General features: G+C 56.6%; 17 protein-coding genes and 2 tRNA genes. 3 read left to right on the top strand and 16 right to left on the bottom strand.

From position 1 onward, the window contains the following. Nucleotides 1-36 precede the first annotated feature (36 nt). The 9 genes from rimP to rlmE all read right to left on the bottom strand — a co-directional run bounded on the left by rimP (nt 37) and on the right by rlmE (nt 7,111). The gene (gene rimP, locus H8S59_RS11065; protein ID WP_027900324.1) at nt 37-495 is read right to left on the bottom strand and encodes a ribosome maturation factor RimP; all 459 of its coding nucleotides are present in this window, start codon (nt 493-495) and stop codon (nt 37-39) included. Nucleotides 496-633: 138 nt separating this feature from the next. Beyond that, a tRNA-Met gene (locus H8S59_RS11060) sits at nt 634-710 on the bottom strand. Between the two features lie 96 nt (nt 711-806). Continuing rightward, nucleotides 807-892, bottom strand: a tRNA-Leu gene (locus tag H8S59_RS11055). A gap of 43 nt (nt 893-935) precedes the next feature. Continuing rightward, nucleotides 936-1,316, bottom strand: coding sequence for a preprotein translocase subunit SecG (secG, locus tag H8S59_RS11050; RefSeq protein ID WP_027900323.1), 381 nt, complete (start codon nt 1,314-1,316; stop codon nt 936-938). A 4-nt stretch (nt 1,317-1,320) separates the two neighbouring features. Then, complete coding sequence (tpiA, locus tag H8S59_RS11045) at nt 1,321-2,076, bottom strand: triose-phosphate isomerase (RefSeq protein WP_187521428.1); 756 nt, start codon at nt 2,074-2,076, stop codon at nt 1,321-1,323. Between the two features lie 66 nt (nt 2,077-2,142). Beyond that, nucleotides 2,143-3,480: a phosphoglucosamine mutase gene (gene glmM, locus H8S59_RS11040; protein ID WP_176469921.1), complete on the bottom strand. Its 1,338-nt coding sequence runs from the start codon at nt 3,478-3,480 to the stop codon at nt 2,143-2,145. A gap of 18 nt (nt 3,481-3,498) precedes the next feature. Next, nucleotides 3,499-4,350: a dihydropteroate synthase gene (gene folP / locus H8S59_RS11035; protein WP_187521427.1), complete on the bottom strand. Its 852-nt coding sequence runs from the start codon at nt 4,348-4,350 to the stop codon at nt 3,499-3,501. Nucleotides 4,351-4,358: 8 nt separating this feature from the next. Beyond that, nucleotides 4,359-6,269: an ATP-dependent zinc metalloprotease FtsH gene (gene ftsH, locus H8S59_RS11030; RefSeq protein WP_027900319.1), complete on the bottom strand. Its 1,911-nt coding sequence runs from the start codon at nt 6,267-6,269 to the stop codon at nt 4,359-4,361. A gap of 191 nt (nt 6,270-6,460) precedes the next feature. Further along, the gene (gene rlmE / locus H8S59_RS11025) at nt 6,461-7,111 is read right to left on the bottom strand and encodes a 23S rRNA (uridine(2552)-2'-O)-methyltransferase RlmE (protein WP_027900318.1); all 651 of its coding nucleotides are present in this window, start codon (nt 7,109-7,111) and stop codon (nt 6,461-6,463) included. 104 nt (nt 7,112-7,215) lie between these two features. On the opposite strand from rlmE, the gene H8S59_RS11020 reads away from it, so the two are divergent. Then, nucleotides 7,216-7,524 carry a YhbY family RNA-binding protein gene (locus H8S59_RS11020; RefSeq protein WP_027900317.1) on the top strand — a complete coding sequence of 103 codons (309 nt, stop codon included), beginning with the start codon at nt 7,216-7,218 and terminating at the stop codon, nt 7,522-7,524. A gap of 144 nt (nt 7,525-7,668) precedes the next feature. On the opposite strand, the gene greA is transcribed toward H8S59_RS11020, so the two are convergent. Both greA and carB read right to left on the bottom strand, forming a co-directional pair. Beyond that, nucleotides 7,669-8,145: a transcription elongation factor GreA gene (greA, locus tag H8S59_RS11015; protein ID WP_027900315.1), complete on the bottom strand. Its 477-nt coding sequence runs from the start codon at nt 8,143-8,145 to the stop codon at nt 7,669-7,671. Further along, the gene (gene carB / locus H8S59_RS11010; protein WP_187521426.1) at nt 8,142-11,363 is read right to left on the bottom strand and encodes a carbamoyl-phosphate synthase large subunit; all 3,222 of its coding nucleotides are present in this window, start codon (nt 11,361-11,363) and stop codon (nt 8,142-8,144) included. Before carB ends, greA begins: the two co-directional genes overlap by 4 nt. Between carB and H8S59_RS11005 the strand changes: the two genes are divergently transcribed. Beyond that, complete coding sequence (locus H8S59_RS11005) at nt 11,344-11,499, top strand: hypothetical protein (protein WP_176469917.1); 156 nt, start codon at nt 11,344-11,346, stop codon at nt 11,497-11,499. The genes carB and H8S59_RS11005 overlap by 20 nt on opposite strands. Here H8S59_RS11005 and carA read toward each other — a convergent pair. From carA to grpE, 5 genes are all read right to left on the bottom strand, one after another. Continuing rightward, nucleotides 11,496-12,632: a glutamine-hydrolyzing carbamoyl-phosphate synthase small subunit gene (gene carA / locus H8S59_RS11000; protein ID WP_095098321.1), complete on the bottom strand. Its 1,137-nt coding sequence runs from the start codon at nt 12,630-12,632 to the stop codon at nt 11,496-11,498. The two genes, H8S59_RS11005 and carA, sit on opposite strands and share 4 nt — an antisense overlap. A gap of 266 nt (nt 12,633-12,898) precedes the next feature. After that, nucleotides 12,899-13,702 (bottom strand): 4-hydroxy-tetrahydrodipicolinate reductase, encoded by an 804-nt coding sequence (dapB, locus tag H8S59_RS10995; RefSeq protein ID WP_187521425.1) that lies wholly within the window; start codon nt 13,700-13,702, stop codon nt 12,899-12,901. 12 nt (nt 13,703-13,714) lie between these two features. Further along, nucleotides 13,715-14,854: a molecular chaperone DnaJ gene (dnaJ, locus tag H8S59_RS10990; RefSeq protein WP_027900311.1), complete on the bottom strand. Its 1,140-nt coding sequence runs from the start codon at nt 14,852-14,854 to the stop codon at nt 13,715-13,717. 323 nt (nt 14,855-15,177) lie between these two features. Continuing rightward, nucleotides 15,178-17,097, bottom strand: coding sequence for a molecular chaperone DnaK (gene dnaK / locus H8S59_RS10985; RefSeq protein ID WP_095098324.1), 1,920 nt, complete (start codon nt 17,095-17,097; stop codon nt 15,178-15,180). 103 nt (nt 17,098-17,200) lie between these two features. Next, complete coding sequence (gene grpE, locus H8S59_RS10980; RefSeq protein WP_027900309.1) at nt 17,201-17,764, bottom strand: nucleotide exchange factor GrpE; 564 nt, start codon at nt 17,762-17,764, stop codon at nt 17,201-17,203. A 273-nt stretch (nt 17,765-18,037) separates the two neighbouring features. Between grpE and recN the strand changes: the two genes are divergently transcribed. Next, on the top strand, nt 18,038-19,683 hold a 1,646-nt coding region (recN, locus tag H8S59_RS10975; RefSeq protein WP_187521424.1), incomplete at its 3' end, for a DNA repair protein RecN.

Genomic DNA, 19,683 nt, shown 5'->3' with positions numbered 1-19,683 from the left:
CATTGGATCCGCGGGATCCGCAGTATTTGGCACGTATCAGTCAAACGTGGGAATAATGTTGGCCTTGTCGATCATATCGATCGGCAACAGGAACTCGTGGTCTTCTACCTGCACCACAACGTCCTGCTCTTCTACACCACGCAGAAGGCCCTGAAAGTTGCGTCGTCCTTCGAAAGGAGAACGCAGCTTGATCTTCACTTGTTCACCGGCAAATTTTGCGAACTGCTCAATAGTGAACAGTGGGCGTTCCATGCCAGGCGAGGAAACTTCAAGGGTGTATTCAACGGAGATCGGATCTTCAACATCAAGAACACCGCTGATCTGACGGCTCACGATGGCGCAATCGTCCACCAGCACACCGCCTTCTTTATCGATATAAACGCGCAACATTGAGTGGCGACCTTGAGCCGAAAACTCAATACCCCAGCATTCATAGCCCAGGGCCACGACCACCGGGGCCAGCAAGGCCTGCAACTCTTCTAGCTTGCTCGACACCTGAACCCCCTCGTGCATGTATGTGCATGCTATGCAAAATAAAAAAATGGGCGAAACGCCCATCCTTGAAACGCCGTCGAACAGCGGCGTTGAAAGTGTCCAGCTAACAAAAAGCCCCTTAAAAGGGGCTCCTTAAACTGGTTGCGGGGGCCGGATTTGAACCGACGACCTTCGGGTTATGAGCCCGACGAGCTACCAGACTGCTCCACCCCGCGACAAAGCTGGGGCGGAAGTATACGACCGATCCGTTTCAGGGTCAATGTAACCTTCCACCTACAAGAAAGCCCGCAACAGCGGGCTCTCCTGATAATTGGTACCGAGAAGGGGACTCGAACCCCTACACCCTATGGGCACAACCACCTCAAGGTTGCGTGTCTACCAATTCCACCACCTCGGCAATACATCTTTGGCAGCCTCAAACATCACTGCCTGTTGAAACCTTACTTCTGCTCTGGAGCTTGAGGTACGTCAGCTGGAACAACGGCTGGCTTTTGCCCTTCGAGCACCGGAACATCATCTGCTGCCGGTTTTTGCTTCACTTCCATTACAGCTGGATCTGGCAAACCTTCCTGAGTCAGCTCATGAGCTTTCTCTTTAGCAAAGTAACCTAACCCCAAGCTGGTTATGAAAAAAGCTGCGGCGAGTATACCAGTAAACTTACTAAGAAAGGTAGAGGAACCTTGGCTTCCGAAGACAGTATTTGATGCACCTGCTCCGAAAGACGCGCCAGCGTCCGCACCCTTACCCTGCTGCAGCAATACCAGGACAACAACGCCCAGAGCGGCCAACAGATGAAAAACGACTACGACTGTTTCCAGCATTTTTTCAGTTTCCCGCGGCGCGAATAATCGCACCGAACTCAGCTGCATTCAGGGAGGCACCACCAATGAGCCCCCCATCGATATCCGGCATGCCGAACAGTTCGACCGCATTGGCCGCCTTCACGCTGCCGCCATAAAGAAGCCGCACGCCTTGTGCGACTTCAGCATTCTCTTTCGCCAACTGTGCACGAATGGCTGCGTGCACGTCCTGCGCCTGTTGAGGCGAAGCGGTCAGCCCGGTGCCAATGGCCCAGACTGGCTCGTAAGCGATTACTGCATTCACGAGAGCATTGATGCCCAGCGCTACGATGACGCTGTCGAGCTGCTGCCCGACCACTTCAAGCGTTTTGCCAGCTTCGCGCTCTTCGAGGGTTTCGCCGATACACAGCACCGGCGTAAGGCCGCTTGCCTGAGCTGCAGCGAACTTGCGAATCAGAACATCATCGCCCTCGCCCATGATCTGGCGACGCTCCGAGTGACCCACAAGTACCAGCTTGCAACCTGCATCAGCCAACTGACTCGACGAAATTTCGCCGGTCAATGCACCCTGCCCTGCTTCGTGCGCGCAGTTCTGCGCACCCACAGAGATTGATTTGCCCTGCAAGCCCTCAACCACCGGGATCACGTGCAGGCTCGACGGAAACACCGCCACATCAACACCGCTTGGGAGAACCTGCTCTGCAAGGCCCTCGATCAGCTCAGCGACGCTGGCGCGGGTACCGTGCATCTTCCAGTTACCAGCTACCATAGGGCGACGCATGCTGTACCTCGTCGGTCAAAGTGGGCGCAGATGTTACCCAACACTTTCAACACTGGCAAGCCGAAATCAGGCGCAAACTTCAGCAACCAGTTTCGCGAGCTCATCGGCGTAACCGCGAACCTGTACTTCGTCCTCACCTTCAACCATCACACGGACCAGTGGCTCGGTCCCGGACTTGCGCAGCAACACACGGCCGCGACCCTCCATGGCTGCCGTTACACGGTCGCAAGCCTCTTTGACAGCCGGGTGTGTGACCGGATCAACACCGCCCGAGAACCGGACGTTTACCAGGACTTGCGGACATTTGCGAAGGGCCTGACGCGACTGCGCAAGACTCTCCCCATTGCGACGCAGCGCAAGGAGCACTTGCAGCGCAGCGATGATCGCGTCCCCGGTCGTGGTGTGCTGGAAGCAGACCACGTGGCCGGAGTTCTCGCCACCGATCTGCCAATTGCGTTCCAGAAGCTCCGCAATCACATAACGGTCGCCCACGTTGGCGCGAACAAACGGAATATCCAGGTCAGCCAGGGCCAGCTCCAACCCCAGATTACTCATCAACGTTCCGACTACGCCGCCTTGCAGACGGCCACGAGCATGGAGATCACGGGCGATGATGAACAACAACTCATCACCATCAACAACAGCGCCAGTGTGATCCACCATCAACACGCGGTCGCCATCACCATCAAAACCGATGCCGAGGTCTGCATGCTCGGCGAGGACAGCTGCCTGCAACGCCCCCATGTGGGTGGAGCCACAGTTTTCGTTGATGTTCAGACCATTGGGCTGAGCAGACAAAACGGTGACTTGAGCCCCAAGCTCACGGAAGACGTTTGGCGCCACTTTGTACGTCGCGCCATGAGCGCAATCGACTACCAGTTTGAGACCGGCAAAGTCGGTGCTGGTCGGCACGCTGCTTTTACAGAATTCGATATAGCGGCCCGCAGCGTCGTTGATACGCGAAACCTTGCCCAGCTTTTCCGACTCAACGACCGTCATCGGCGCATCGAGCAACTCCTCGATCATCAACTCGATCTCGTCGGGCAGCTTGGTGCCCTGACCAGAGAAGAATTTGATGCCGTTATCGTAGTGCGGGTTATGCGAAGCGCTTATCACGATCCCGGCTTCCGCATGAAAAGTGCGGGTCAGGTACGCGATCGCAGGCGTAGGCATTGGCCCCAACAGCATCACATCAGCGCCAGCGGCAGACAGACCTGCCTCAAGCGCTGATTCGAACATATAACCGGAGATACGCGTGTCCTTGCCTACCAGAATGCGGCAGGCGCCAAGACGTCGAAACGCCATGCCCGCAGCCCAACCGAGTTTCAGCATGAATTCGGGAGTGATAGGGAATTGCCCCACTCGACCACGAATGCCGTCGGTTCCGAAATATTTCTTGGTAATCATGGATGCTCCGTATTCTTATTGCGCCGCTTCAACCGCGGCAATCATCCGCACGACGTCGACCGTTTCGGCCACATCATGCACACGTAGAATTCTTGCGCCCTTGGTCATCGCCAATGCGGCGAGAGCAAGACCACCAAACAGACGCTCGCCCACCGGACGCCCCAACGCACCGCCAATCATGCTCTTGCGCGAGACACCCACCAATAGCGGGCGGCCCAGCAGATGCAATTCATGCATATGCTTGAACAAGCTCAGATTGTGATCGAGGCTTTTGGCAAAACCAAAACCCGGATCAAGAATGATGCGCTCTTCAAGAATGCCCGCAGCAACGCACTGATCCATCCGCTCGCGTAGAAACGCACCCACTTCGGCGACCAGATCGTCATATCGAGGATCATCCTGCATATCACCCGGCTCGCCACGCATGTGCATCAAGCACACCGGGAGCCCGGTCGCAGCCGCCGCATCCAGCGCACCGTCACGGCGCAATGCCCTGACATCATTGATCAAACCCGCCCCCAGTCGAGCGGTTTCACGAATGACGGCAGGCGTGGAGGTATCCACCGAGATGATGACGTCCAGCTCGCGACCAAGCGCCTCGACGACAGGGGCCACGCGCTCAAGCTCTTCAGTAGGCGAGACTGCACGCGCCCCCGGACGAGTTGACTCGCCCCCCACATCAATCAACGTAGCCCCCGCAGCAACCATCGCTTCGGCGTGCCGTATCGCAGCGTCGAGATGGGTGTAGCGACCACCATCGGAGAAGGAATCAGGCGTTGCGTTGAGGATGCCCATAACATGCGTACGGGACAAATCAAGAACCCGGTTGCCGCAAGGCAACCGGGTCGGGTACAGCACAGAATTCATGTCAGGCCTTAGTGTTCAGCGGCAGGACCACCGATCGGGGCTTCCGGACGAACATCCGGAGGTGTCACCGGAGTACCTGGGGTACCCGAGCCACCTTCCCAATCGCGCGGTTCGCGCGGAGTACGGCCAGCCATAATATCGTCGATCTGCTCAGCATCAATCGTTTCGTACTTCATCAACGCATCTGCCATCGCGTCGAGCTTCTCACGATTGTCGGTGAGGATCTGTTTGGCGGTGCCGTAGCACTGATCGATGATGCTGCGCACTTCGGAGTCGATCAAGCGTGAGGTATCAGCCGACAAACCACTGCTGGAGCCACCGCCGCCACGACCCAGGTAACCCTGATCTTCATCTTCACCGTACAGCAGAGGACCGAGTTTCTCGGACAGACCCCACTTGGTCACCATGTTCCGGGCAATCTGACTGGCCCGCATGATGTCGTTGGAAGCACCGGTGGTAACACCATCAAAACCAAGGGTCATTTCTTCAGCAATCCGGCCACCGTACAGCGAGCAGATCTGACTGATGAGTGCGCGCTTGGACAGGCTGTAACGATCTTCCTCAGGGAGGAACATGGTGACACCCAGCGCACGGCCACGAGGGATGATCGACACTTTGTAAACCGGATCATGCTCTGGCACCACACGGCCCACAATTGCGTGACCTGCTTCGTGATAAGCAGTGTTGCGCTTTTCTTTCTCGGACATAACCATGGATTTGCGCTCAGCGCCCATCATGATCTTGTCCTTGGCAAGCTCAAACTCTTTCATCTCAACGATGCGCTTACCGGTACGGGCAGCGAACAGCGATGCTTCGTTAACGAGGTTGGCAAGGTCAGCACCGGAGAAGCCTGGGGTACCACGTGCGATAACACCTGCGTTAACGTCGTCGCCCATTGGCACTTTGCGCATGTGAACCTTAAGAATCTGCTCACGGCCACGGATGTCAGGCAAACCAACAACAACCTGGCGGTCGAAACGACCTGGACGCAGCAACGCCGGGTCCAGTACGTCAGGACGGTTGGTCGCGGCGATGACGATGATGCCGTCATTCATCTCGAAACCATCCATCTCTACCAGCAACTGGTTTAGGGTCTGCTCACGCTCATCGTGACCACCGCCCATGCCAGCACCACGATGGCGACCTACAGCGTCGATCTCGTCGATGAAGATGATGCAAGGCGCGTGTTTCTTGGCTTGTTCAAACATGTCGCGAACGCGGCTTGCACCAACACCCACGAACATTTCAACGAAGTCGGAACCGGAAATAGTGAAGAACGGTACTTTCGCTTCGCCCGCAATGGCTTTAGCCAACAGGGTTTTACCGGTACCCGGTGGACCCACCATCAGCACGCCGCGAGGAATGCGGCCACCCAGACGCTGGAACTTGCCCGGATCGCGGAGGAACTCGACCAGCTCGCCCACTTCTTCTTTGGCTTCATCGCAACCTGCGACATCAGCCAGTGTTGTCTTGACCTGATCTTCCGAGAGCAGGCGTGCCTTGCTCTTGCCGAAGCTCATCGGGCCGCCCTTACCTCCCGCACCACCTTGCATCTGGCGCATGAAGAACATGAAGACAGCAATGATGACGAGAATCGGGAAGCTGGCTACCAGCAACTGGGTCCAGATGCTCTGCTGCTCAGGCTGCTTGCCTTCGACAACCACGTTATTGTTGACCAGGTCGCCGATCAGGCCGTTGTCCTGAATAGCCGGACGAATGGTCTTGAAGGAGTCGCCATCGGTGCGTTTGCCCGTAATGACGTAGCCATCCACTGCAACTTTCTCGACTTTGCCATCCTTGACCTGCTGGATGAACTCGGAATAGTTGAGGGTCTGCGGCTCGTTAGGGCTGGAGAAGTTGTTCATCACCGTCACAAGGACAGCCGCGATGATCAACCACAGGATCAAATTCTTTGCCATATCGTTCAATTAGCTACCCTCTGAAGCAAGCTCCACGCAGAGCGTGCCTCGCATGATATTCACCGGCCTAACTTACTACAGAACCCGCAGATGTGGCAGGCACCGTCTGTAACCCTTTGTGAAACTTTGACTACACGATGCTCGGTGATGCTGCATCGACAAGGCCATTTAAAAAAATCTATCGCTGCACCTCAAAGGCGCTCAACGCTCGCCGAACCTTCAATTCCGCGGAAACCACGCCCCAGCAGATACTGCTCGCGGGAACGATCACGTGACGAAGAAGGCTTACGCATCTGAACCTTGTCGAACAGCTTGCGGATGTCCTTGTGGTACATATCAAAGCCTTCCCCTTGGAAAACCTTGATCAGGAAATCGCCACCCGGCCGCAAAACCCGCCCGGCAAGATCGAGTGCCAGCTCGCAAAGAAACATTGCGCGAGGCATATCGACAGCGCTCAATCCACTCATATTGGGGGCCATATCGGAAATCACAAGGTCTACCTGTGTATTACCGACAGCTTCCAGAATTTGCGCCAGCACTGCGTCTTCAGTGAAATCCCCTTGAATAAAGGTGACATCAGGGATGCTGTCCATCTCCAGAATATCCGACGCAATCAGCCGACCTTGACCACCAATCAGACGACTGGTCACCTGCGACCAGCCTCCTGGCGCTGCGCCCAGGTCAATTACGGTCATGCCAGGACGGATGATTTTGTCCTTTTCCTGAATCTCGAGCAGCTTGTAGCTGGCGCGTGAACGATAGCCGTCCTTTTGCGCCATTTTGACGTATTTGTCGTCGAAGTGTTCTTTGAGCCAGTTATGGCTTGTCTTGGAACGGGCCACGGGGCACCTCAAAAATAATCGAGTCGTGATTAAGTGGGCGGTCCCGGACTCGCTCGGGTAAACTGGCCGCCGCTTTTTACAAGATCAGACGCAGAGGTCAGATTATGCCGCTCACTCAAGAGCAGAAGAAACAGTACAAATCCATTGGCCACCACCTGAAACCGGTATTGATCGTGGCTGACAATGGTTTGACCGAAGGTGTGCTCGCCGAACTGGAGCGCGCACTGAGCGATCACGAGCTGATCAAGATCAAACTCAACATCCTGGACCGCGAAAGCCGCCTTCAAGCCATTGCCGAACTGTGCAAGGCCGGATCTGCGGATCTTGTACAGGTCATCGGCAAGATGGCGCTGATCTACCGCAAGAACCCAAAGGTAAACAAGCAGCTCTCAAACGTCCACCGCGCAGTTTGATGCAAACCACCAGGGCCGCTTCAGCGCGCCCTGGTGCGGCTTCCCGGCGCCGGTTGCAAAACCAGCAGCAAACCGGACACCCCCAACGCCAGATAACTCATCAACTGCCAGGTCAATGCGCCCGCTGAAAACGGGCGACTTACCTCAAATGTGGCGGACTTCAACAATCTCGTACTCGATAATGCCACCCGGTGTTTTCACGGCCACCACGTCACCCTCTTCCTTGGCAATCAAGGCGCGGGCCAATGGTGAACCTACCGAAATCTTGCCGAGTTTGAAGTCAGCCTCATCCTCACCCACGATGTGGTAAGTAACGCGCTCATCGGTCTCGACGTTGGCGATTTCCACGGTGGTGCCGAAAATCACTTTGCCGGTGTGCGGGATGGTTGTGACATCAATAATGACCTGATTCTGAATCCGGCCTTCAATGTCGCGAATCCGCGCTTCGACCATACCCTGCTGCTCACGAGCAGCGTGGTACTCAGCGTTTTCCTTCAAGTCACCCAGCTCACGCGCAGTACCAATGTCCTGGCTGAGCTTCGGGCGAACCACCTTGGTCAGGTGAGCGTGTTCTTCTTCCAGGGCTTTCGCGCCCTGGACAGTCATTGGGTATTTGATCATGCCTTCAATCCTGCATGTAGATCCTGCAAGCGACGCACGGTCTTTTCCGGACCGAATTTCAGCGCTTCGCAGATGGCTTCGCCCGCAGCAATCGTAGTGGTGCAGTAGATCTTGTGCTGCAGGGCATTGCGACGAATGGAGTAGGAATCAGCGATCGACTGACGACCTTCAGTCGTGTTGATGATCAGCGTCACTTCATCATTCTTGATCATGTCGACAACGTGCGGACGGCCTTCGGTCACTTTGTTGACGCGACGAACCTTCAGGCCCGCCGTTTCAATGAGCTTGGCAGTACCGGCAGTGGCGACGATTTCGAAACCGAGGCTGATCAGATCACGTGCAACGCCAGCCACCAAAGGCTTATCGTCGTCACGCACGCTGATGAACGCAGTGCCGCCAGTCGGCAGTACTTCGCTGGCACCCATCTGGGCTTTGGCGAATGCTTCACCGAATGTATCACCTACGCCCATCACTTCACCGGTCGACTTCATCTCTGGGCCGAGGATCGGGTCAACGCCAGGGAATTTGGCGAATGGGAACACCGCCTCTTTCACGCTGTAGAAGTTCGGGATGATTTCTTTGGTGAAGTTCAGCTCTTTCAGGGTTTTGCCAGCCATGACGCGAGCCGCGATCATTGCCAGGGAAACACCGATGCACTTGGAAACGAACGGCACGGTACGAGAGGCACGCGGGTTCACTTCGATCACGTAGATGTCTTCGCCCTGCAATGCCAACTGCACGTTCATCAGGCCGACTACGCCCAACTCCAGCGCCATCTTCTTGACCTGCTCGCGCATTTCGTCCTGGATATGCGCCGGGAGCGAGTACGGAGGCAGCGAGCAAGCCGAGTCACCGGAGTGAACACCCGCCTGTTCAATGTGCTGCATGATCGCGCCGATCACCACGTCGGTACCGTCGCATACTGCATCGACGTCCATTTCAATGGCGCAATTCAGGAAGTGATCCAGCAGCACCGGGCTGTCGTTGGACACTTGAACCGCTTCACGCAGGTAGCGCTTGAGTTCGTCTTCCTGATAAACGATTTCCATCGCGCGGCCGCCCAACACGTAGGACGGGCGAACAACCAGCGGATAACCGATCTTGGCAGCAGCGCGAATCGCTTCGTCTTCGCTACGCACGGTGGCGTTAGGCGGCTGACGCAGGTTCAAACGCTCAACCATTTGCTGGAAGCGCTCACGGTCTTCCGCACGGTCGATAGCGTCAGGGCTGGTGCCGATGATTGGCACGCCAGCCGCTTCAAGGGCGCGAGCCAGTTTCAGAGGGGTTTGGCCGCCGTACTGAACGATAACGCCTTTAGGCTTCTCGACACGGACGATTTCCAGCACGTCTTCCAGGGTTACTGGCTCGAAGTACAGGCGATCAGAGGTGTCGTAGTCGGTGGACACGGTTTCCGGGTTGCAGTTGACCATGATGGTCTCGTACCCGTCTTCGCGCAGTGCGAGGGCCGCATGCACACAGCAATAATCGAACTCGATGCCCTGGCCGATACGGTTAGGGCCGCCACCCAGGATCATGATCTTGTCACGATTGGTCGGGTTGGCTTCGCACTCTTCTTCATACGTCGAGTACAGGTAAGCAGTATCAGTGGCAAACTCGGCAGCGCAGGTGTCCACACGCTTGTAGACAGGGAACACTTCCAGTTTCTGACGATGCGTGCGCAGGTTTTTCTCGGTCACACCCAGCAGCTTGGCCAGACGTGCGTCAGAGAAACCCTTGCGCTTGAGGCGGAACATCAGGTTGCGGTCGATAGCCGACAGCCCCAGGGTCTTGACCTTCTCTTCTTCCTTGATCAGATCTTCGATCTGCACCAGGAACCACGGATCGATCATGTTCATGGCGAAGATTTCTTCGACCGTCATGCCCGCGCGGAATGCATCAGCCACGTACCAGATACGCTCGGCGCCTGGCACGGTCAGCTCACGCTTGAGGGTGCTCATGCTTTCCGGGTTGCTCAGGTCCAGCTTTGGATCAAGACCGCACACACCCACTTCCAGACCGCGCAAGGCTTTCTGCAGGGATTCCTGGAAGGTCCGGCCGATAGCCATGACTTCACCGACCGACTTCATTTGCGTGGTCAGGCGAGCGTCAGCCTTGGAGAACTTCTCAAAAGCAAAACGTGGCAGCTTGGTGACGACGTAGTCGATCGAAGGCTCGAAAGACGCCGGAGTCTTGCCGCCGGTGATTTCGTTTTGCAGTTCGTCGAGGGTGTAACCGATAGCCAGTTTGGCGGCAACGCGGGCAATCGGGAAACCGGTCGCTTTCGAAGCCAGTGCCGAGGAACGCGACACACGCGGGTTCATCTCGATCACAACCATACGGCCGGTGTCCGGGCAGATGCCGAACTGAACGTTGGAGCCGCCGGTTTCAACACCGATTTCACGCAGTACCGCCAACGAGGCGTTACGCATGATCTGGTATTCCTTGTCGGTCAGCGTCTGCGCTGGCGCAACAGTGATCGAGTCGCCGGTGTGAACGCCCATCGGGTCAAAGTTTTCGATGGAGCAGACGATGATGCAGTTGTCCTTTTTGTCGCGGACAACTTCCATCTCGTATTCTTTCCAGCCGATCAGGGATTCGTCGATCAGCAGTTCCTTGGTTGGCGACAGGTCCAGACCACGGGTGCAGATTTCTTCGAACTCTTCACGGTTGTACGCAATACCGCCACCCGTGCCACCCATGGTGAACGACGGACGGATGATGCACGGGAAGCCCAGCTTCTCGAGCACGGCATTGGCTTCTTCCATGGAGTGGGCGATACCCGAACGCGGGCAGTCCAGACCAATGGATTTCATGGCTTTGTCGAAACGCGAGCGGTCTTCTGCCTTGTCGATGGTGTCGGCATTGGCACCGATCATCTCGACGCCGAACTTCGCCAGAACGCCTTCGCGCTCCAGGTCCAGCGCGCAGTTCAGAGCAGTCTGACCACCCATGGTTGGCAGCACGGCGTCTGGACGCTCTTTCTCGATGATCTTGGCAACGGTCTGCCATTTGATCGGTTCGATGTAGGTCGCGTCGGCCATTGCCGGGTCGGTCATGATGGTCGCTGGGTTGGAGTTCACCAGGATGACGCGGTAACCCTCTTCGCGCAGGGCTTTACAGGCCTGCGCGCCGGAGTAGTCGAATTCACAGGCCTGACCGATCACGATAGGACCGGCGCCGAGAATCAGGATGCTTTTAATGTCTGTACGTTTTGGCATGGGTTTGTCACTCAAATCCGTAGGTCAGTCGGCAAGCCGTCTTGAACTTCTTTGCAGCCACCGGGCGGTCTTCGCCGGACGTTTCATCCAGGTCCAGCCCGGCGCTGCGCGTCACATTCTCAAGGCAACCGTTTAGCGTCGCTTGGCCATGGTTTCGATGAAGCGATCAAACAGCGGAGCCACGTCCGCCGGGCCCGGGCTTGCTTCAGGGTGACCCTGGAAGCTGAACGCGTCCTTATCGGTACGCTCAATACCTTGCAGGCTGCCGTCGAACAGCGACTTGTGGATCGCACGAACGTTGGCTGGCAGTGTTGCTTCATCCACCGCAAAACCGTGGTTCTGGCTGGTGATCATCACAACGCCGGTGTCCAGATCCTGGACCGGGTGGTTGGCACCGTGGTGGCCATGGCCCATCTTGACCGTCTTGGCACCGGATGCCAGCGCCAGCAGTTGGTGACCCAGGCAGATACCGAATACCGGAATGTCGGTTTCCAGCACTTCCTTGATCGCCTTGATGGCGTAGTCGCACGGCTCCGGGTCGCCAGGACCGTTGGACAGGAATACGCCGTCAGGCTTGTAGGCGAGCACTTCACTGGCTGGCGTCTGAGCCGGAACTACAGTCACGCGGCAGCCGCGCTCCACCAGCATACGCAGGATGTTGACCTTGACGCCGTAGTCATACGCCACGACGTGGTATGGCAATTCAGATGCGGCGATTTCAGGGCAAGTGTCGGTCTTCAACGACCAGACGCTGGAGCGCCACTCGTAGGATTCCTTGACGCTGACGACTTTCGCCAGGTCCATGCCTTTCAGGCCCGGGAAGCCGCGCGCTGCAGCAATGGCTGCTTCTTCGGAAATGTTGTCACCGGCCATGATGCAGCCGTTCTGTGCACCTTTCTCACGCAGAATGCGGGTCAGGCGACGGGTGTCGATCCCTGCGATTGCCACAACGTTGTTGGCTTTCAGGTAATCATCCAGTGACATCTTGTTGCGCCAGTTGCTGGCAACCAGCGGCAGATCACGAATGACCAGACCAGCAGACCAGACGCGATCCGACTCGGCGTCTTCAGGGGTGGTGCCGGTGTTACCGATATGCGGGTAAGTCAGAGTAACGATTTGCTGGGCATAGGAAGGATCGGTAAGGATTTCCTGATAGCCTGTCATGGCAGTGTTAAACACTACCTCGCCAACGGTTTGACCGTCGGCTCCAATGGCTTCGCCGCGAAAAATGCTGCCATCAGCAAGGGCGAGTATGGCTGGCTTAGTCAAGAAGACCTCCCGTAAGTAAAGCCTGAAAGGGCATTCGCAGGTTGCAAAAAAGCGGAATGACGTAGTTACGTCACCCCGCTTTCTTATAGAATCATCTGCGCGCTTTTAGTGGACACACTAAAGCTGTAGCTTACAGAAAAAGGCTTTTTTGGTCTACCGCCAATGAGGCGAAATGACGGGGGAATGCGACAGAAGTTCCCGAGAAAGGATAAAACAGAGGCGCAAACCCTGAATATCACGGGCCGCGCCTCTCTTGTAGCGGTCAATCAATGCAGATCGAGAACGTCCTGCATGTCATAGAGACCCGCTTCACGACCCTCAAGCCACATTGCAGCCCTGACGGCACCCTTGGCGAACGTCATACGGCTTGAAGCCTTGTGCGTGATCTCGACGCGCTCGCCTTCAGAAGCAAACAAGACGGTGTGATCACCTACCACGTCACCCGCACGAATCGTCGCAAAACCAATGGTCTGGCGATCACGGGCACCGGTCTGACCTTCACGACCGTAGACCGCCACCTTTTCCAGATCACGACCCAGCGCATTGGCAACCACCTCACCCAGGCGCAGCGCAGTACCGGACGGCGCGTCGACCTTGTGACGGTGGTGCGCTTCGATGATTTCGATATCGACATCATCACCCAATACGCGAGCAGCGGTGTCGAGCAGCTTCAGACAAAGATTCAGACCGACGCTGAAGTTGGCGGCGAAGACGATCGGAATCTCTCTGCCCGCCTCGGCGATACGCTGCTTTTCTTCAGCGGTGAAACCTGTGGTGCCAATGATCATGGCCTTGCCTGCCTTGCGGCAGAACGCCAGATTTTTCAGCGTCACTGAAGGGTGCGTGAAGTCGATCAGCACGTCGAACTCATCAGCCACCTTGGCCAGATCACCTGACAACGGAACGCCGATACGACCCAATGCAGCCAGTTCGCCAGCATCAGCACCCACCAGCGTGCTGTCGGGACGATCGATCGCCGCCGTCAGACCAGCGCCCGGCGCTTGCTGAACAGCTTCGATCAGAATTTTACCCATGCGCCCGGCGGCGCCCATCACAGCAATACGTCGCATGTCCTGCTCCCGTTACAAATCGCCGAAGAAACGCTTCACGCCGTCAAACCAGCCAGTGGCTTTCGGGGAGTGAGAGCTATCGCCTTCAAGCGTTGAGCGGAACTCTTCGAGCAGTTCACGCTGACGACGGCCCAGATTGACCGGAGTCTCGACAGCTACACGGCACATCAAGTCACCCGCACCGCCGCCACGTACCGGAGCCACACCTTTACCACGCAAGCGGAACTGCTTGCCGGTCTGGGTACCCTCAGGAATCTTCAGCTTGACGCGACCATCCAGCGTTGGCACTTCCAGCTCACCGCCCAGTGCGGCGTCAGTGAAGCTGATCGGGACTTCGCAGAACAGATGCTTGCCGTCACGCTGGAAGATCGCGTGCTCGCGCACATTGATCACCACGTACAGGTCGCCTGTTGGCCCACCCTGAGTGCCCGCTTCGCCTTCGCCGGAAAGACGGATGCGATCACCGGTATCAACCCCAGGCGGCACTTTCACAGCGAGGGTTTTGTACTCTTCGACACGGCCTTCGCCATGGCAGGAATCGCACGGATCGGAAATGATCTTGCCGTTGCCATGGCAACGCGGGCAGGTTTGCTGCACCGAGAAGAACCCTTGCTGCATGCGAACCTGGCCAATACCGCCACAGGTTGGGCACGTAACCGGTGAGGAGCCTTTCTTGGCACCCGAACCGTCACACGGCTTGCAGTTGACCAGCGTCGGAACCCGGATATTGACCGAGGTGCCGCGTACAGCCTCTTCAAGGTTCAGCTCAAGGGTGTAACGCAGATCGCTGCCACGCTGAGCGCCGCCACGACCACCGCCGCCACCGCGGCCGCCACCAAAGAAGTCGCTGAATACATCGCCGAAAATGTCGGAGAAGTTCGCACCGCCAGCCCCGCCACCGCCGAAACCGCCGCCACCCATGCTTGGGTCGACGCCAGCATGACCATATTGGTCGTAAGCCGCGCGCTTGCTGGCATCAGACAGAACTTCGTAGGCCTCGTTGGCCTCTTTGAAGAGTTCTTCCGACGCTTTATCGTCAGGATTGCGATCAGGGTGATGCTTCATCGCCAGACGGCGATAAGCTTTCTTCAGATCAGCCTCGCTGGAGCCTCGCTCCACCCCCAATACTTCGTAATAGTCACGCTTAGCCATAAATTCTTCCGCACTCTTGAGGACGTCCGGCAAAACCCTCCTGAGCTTCGCCAAACTCGTTGAGCCCCATACAGGCCCGGACCCAACTCACGTCAATTCAACGATCCTGGTCTTCATTTCACCGGTCAGGCTGACCGGGAAAGCGGCAGAACAAGCCGCATGCAGGAGCATGACGACCTTGCCACAGCGGCCTGCGGTAAATACCGCAGGCCAAAAAAATTCGTCTGTTCCAGACACGCCAACGCGGGAGCAAGCTCCCGCGCGGCGACATCCTACCAGCGACCGCCCGAAAACGGTCAACTGGCTTGCAAGTGAGCCTGCGCTTACTTGTTTTCTTTAACTTCTTCAAACTCTGCATCGACAACGTCGTCAGCAGGCTTGGCTTCTTCCTTCGCAGCCTGAGCACCGGCTTCCGGTTGCTCTGCCTGCTCGGCGTACATTTTCTGAGCCACTGGCGCAGAAACCTTGGACAGCTCTTCGACTTTGGCGTCGATGGCAGCTTTGTCATCGCCTTTGATAGCGGTTTCCAGAGCAACCAGCGCAGCTTCGATCGCCGTCTTCTCTTCAGCGGTCACTTTGTCGCCAGCATCGGAGATCATTTTGCGAGTCGAGTGCACCAGTGCGTCGCCCTGGTTACGCGCGGTCGCCAGCTCTTCGAACTTGCGGTCTTCTTCGGTGTTGGCTTCAGCGTCACGGATCATTTGCTGAATTTCTTCGTCCGACAGACCGGAGTTAGCCTTGATCACGATCGACTGCTGCTTGCCGGTCGCCTTGTCTTTGGCGCCTACGTGCAGGATGCCGTTGGCGTCGATGTCGAAGGTCACTTCGATCTGTGGAACGCCACGTGGTGCTGGTGGAATCTCAGCCAGGTCGAACTTGCCCAGAGACTTGTTCTGACCAGCCTGCTTACGCTCACCTTGCAGCACGTGAATGGTCACGGCGTTCTGGTTGTCGTCGGCAGTCGAGAACACTTGCGATTTCTTGGTAGGAATCGTGGTGTTCTTGTCGATCAGCGCGGTCATTACGCCGCCCATAGTTTCGATACCCAGGGTCAGCGGGCTAACGTCCAGCAGCAAAACGTCTTTGACATCACCGGCCAATACTGCGCCCTGGATAGCGGCACCCATGGCAACTGCTTCGTCCGGGTTAACGTCTTTACGCGCTTCTTTGCCGAAGAACTCGGTAACTTTCTGCTGTACCAACGGCATACGAGTCTGACCACCGACCAGAATCACGTCGTTGATTGCGCTGATATCGATACCGGAATCTTTCAACGCGATACGGCAAGGTTCGATGGTGCGCTGAACCAGGTCTTCAACCAGCGATTCCAGCTTGGCGCGCGAGATTTTCACGTTCAAGTGCTTTGGACCGGTCGCGTCTGCAGTGATGTACGGCAGGTTAACGTCGGTCGAATTGCTCGAAGACAGCTCGATTTTGGCTTTCTCAGCGGCTTCTTTCAGACGCTGCATGGCCAGCGGGTCACCTTTGAGGTTCATGCCGCTTTCTTTCTTGAATTCGTCAACGAGGTAGTCGATCAGACGAATGTCGAAGTCTTCACCACCCAGGAACGTGTCACCGTTGGTTGCCAGAACTTCAAACTGGTGCTCGCCATCAACTTCAGCAATTTCGATGACCGAAACGTCGAAAGTACCGCCACCCAAGTCATAAACGATGACAGTGTGGTCGCCCTTCGCTTTGTCCATACCGTAAGCCAGAGCGGCTGCGGTCGGTTCGTTGATGATACGTTTTACGTCCAGACCAGCAATACGACCGGCGTCTTTGGTTGCCTGACGCTGACTGTCGTTGAAGTAAGCCGGAACGGTGATCACCGCCTCGGTCACTGCTTCGCCCAGATAGTCTTCAGCGGTTTTCTTCATCTTCTTCAGGATTTCAGCAGAAATCTGAGGAGGCGACATTTTCTTGCCGTTGACTTCAACCCACGCATCGCCATTGTCAGCTTTGGCGATTTTGTAAGGGACCATCTGAATGTCTTTCTGTACGACTTCTTCTTCGAACTTACGACCGATCAGACGCTTTACCGCGTACAGCGTATTGTGCGGATTGGTCACTGCCTGACGCTTGGCCGACTGACCGACGAGGATTTCGCCGTCGTTGGCATAAGCAATGATCGAAGGTGTGGTACGAGCGCCTTCGGCGTTCTCCAGAACCTTGACGCTGCCGTTTTCCAGAATGGAGACGCAAGAGTTGGTGGTCCCCAGGTCAATACCGATAATTCTGCCCATCTGTGAATCTCCCGAAATTTTGAATTTGGTTGCCGCAACTGCGTTTACAAATTGCGGTAGCTCTTAAACGCTTGGCCTATAAATGGGGGCCAGACAGCTGATTTCAAGCCTGCTCATCAATTGATGGCTGAACAGGCGATGGTGCCTTGCTGACCACGACCATAGCCGGGCGCAGCAGACGACCATTGAGCTGGTAGCCCTTCTGGAACACTTTCAAAACACTGTTTGGTTCAACATCGGCGCTTTCCTGCATGGCCATTGCCTGATGATGCTCGGCATTGAATGGCTGGCCATGCGGATCAATCGCTTCGAGGTGGTAACGCTTGAGCGTGTCGCTGAACATTTTCAGCGTCAGCTCGATACCTTCGCGCATTGGACGAATGCTTTCATCGTCCGGATTGGACAAGTCCAGACCACGCTCAAGGCTGTCCACGATCGGCAACAAGTCACTCGCAAACTTCTCAAGCGCAAACTTGTGAGCCTTTTCTACATCCTGTTCTGCACGGCGGCGGACGTTCTGCAAATCCGCAGCCACACGCAGGGACTGGTCCTGTGCCGCGGCCAGTTGCTCTTCGAGCACTTGCACGCGGGTTACCAATTCTTCACCGGAGACTGCTTCGGCAGCCTGGTCCTGGGTCTGCGCATCCAGATTCTGTTCGTCAGCCATAGATTTCTCCTTTCAAGTACGTCCGCGAGCTCAAATCGCGCTTCTGCCCACCTATATGGGAGCGGAATTTTCAGCTTCAAGAGCAGATTTCAGCGAATCGACAAAAGTCCTCACAAACCTTCCGGCCAAAGCCAAGTCCTTATCGCGCTTGAACAAATCGCCAAATGGACTAAAAAAAGCTTGTAGCCGAACGAATCGAGCTAAATCCGGGCATTGTCATCGACAAATAAAACACTGTATAAATAACCAGACTTATCGCCTGGGAGCCACTCCATGCTGGTGCACCTTTCCGTACATAACTACGCCATCGTTGAACATCTCGATCTCGAGCTGGACCGTGGCATGAGCGTAATCACCGGTGAGACCGGGGCAGGCAAATCGATCATGCTCGATGCCCTTGGCCTGACCCTGGGCGACAGAGCCGACAGCGGCGTGGTTCGTCCCGGCGCCGATAAGGCAGACATCCTCGCGACATTCGATCTGGTCGACATTCCTGAAGCGCAGACCTGGCTCAAGGAGCGCGACCTGGACAATGACGGTCCGTGCATCCTGCGCCGGGTTATTACGGCAGAAGGTCGCTCTCGCTCCTATATCAATGGTACGCCCTGCCCCCAAGGGGACTTGAAGGCACTGGGCGAACTGCTGATCGACATTCATAGCCAGCACGAGCATCAGTCGCTGCTAAAGACTGACACCCATCGCCGCCTGCTGGACGAATACGCGGGCGCGACTGATCTGGCCCGTCAGGTACAACTCGCCGCCCAGCGCTGGCGCCAGACCCGTCAGGAACTGGACAGGCTCTCCAACTCCGGCGACGAGCAACGCGCCCGCCATCAGTTGCTGAGCTATCAGCTCGAAGAACTGGAAAGCCTCAGCCTGGGCGAAAACGAGCTGGAGCAACTTGAGCAAGAACAGAAAACCCTGACCAATGCCGAAAGCCTGCTGAGCATTTGCCGTCAGGTTGTAGAGCAGTGCAGCGAAAACGATTCCGGCAACGTACTGAATGCGCTAACTGCCAGCCTGCATCGCCTGGGCAGCGTCAACGACTCACCGACCGCCCTCAGCGAAGCCACCAATCTGCTGTCCAGTGCTCAGATTCAGGTGGAAGAAGCCGTGGGTGAGCTCAATCGCTTCCTCGATCATTTCGACGCCGACCCTGCCCGTCTGCAGCAACTCGAAGAGCGTCTCGACGCGATCTATACCCTGGCGCGCAAGCATCGTATCCAGCCGACTGAAGTCGCGACGCTTCAACAGAAGCTGCTGGACGAAATCGAAACACTGAATGCCAACGACGAAGCGATTGAGCGACTGGAAAATGAATTGTCGTCGTTCGCACGCCACTATAAAGAGAAGGCACGGGAACTGAGCGACTTGCGCCATCGCGCAGCGCCGGAACTGGCAGCTGCCGTGGAACATGAAATCCAGCGCCTCGGGATGCCGGGTGGGCGGTTCAGCATCGAGCTGAAGGCCAACCCCGAGAAAGAATTGCTGCCCAACGGGCTTGAACAGGTAGAGCTGCTGGTCAGCGCCAACCCGGGCCAGCCGCTCAAAGCACTGGCAAAAGTGGCTTCGGGCGGTGAGCTATCCCGGATCAGTCTGGCCATTCAGGTGATCACCGCGCAGACATCCAGAGTACCGACGCTGGTATTCGACGAAGTGGATGTCGGGATCGGCGGCCCCACGGCCGAAATCGTCGGCCAGCTACTGCGTCGTCTGGGTGACCGCGGGCAGGTCATGACCGTGACGCACTTGCCGCAAGTCGCAGCACAAGGGCATCAGCATCTGTTCGTCCACAAAGTCCGCGACAGCGAGGCCACGCGCACCGCTGTATCAAAACTGAGCAAGAATGAACGTATAGAAGAAGTCGCAAGGATGCTGGGCGGTATCGACCTGACGAAAGAGTCCCTGGCCCATGCGAA

It is taken from the genome of Pseudomonas folii (assembly GCF_014357575.1).
Classification (GTDB): Bacteria; Pseudomonadota; Gammaproteobacteria; order Pseudomonadales; family Pseudomonadaceae; genus Aquipseudomonas; species Aquipseudomonas folii.
Note: the sequence above shows the minus strand (reverse complement) of the source record. Positions and strands in the feature narration are given on the sequence as shown.